Here is a 307-nt window from a genome sequence, read left to right on the forward strand (position 1 = left end):
GTCGCGGGCAATCTGGCGAATTTCTTCTTTGTAGTCGTAGGGATCGAAGAGATGGGTCATGCCGCGCTTGTCCGGGAACCACTTGATCAGCGTCGATACCGGCGAGATATAACCCAGACCCAGGCCAATACCGCCAATGACGCCGGAGCCGATCCACATCAGCCAGATCTGGTGGGTATAGATACCCAATGCCGAGATCAACAGGCCGCCGCACCAGCACAGTGCCGATACAACGCCGGCCTTGCGTGGCCCGGCATGTTCCAGCCAGCCGCCCCAGATCGCTGCCGAGCAGCCCAGGAAGATGAAG

The 307-nt window shown here is 59.9% G+C and carries 1 pseudogene; it reads right to left on the reverse strand.

Annotated elements, in window-relative coordinates:
- A pseudogene (locus AC0L20_RS40575) lies at nucleotides 1-307 on the reverse strand (hypothetical protein); the annotation flags it as partial.

The organism is Bradyrhizobium sp. Kon58, assembly GCF_055807455.1.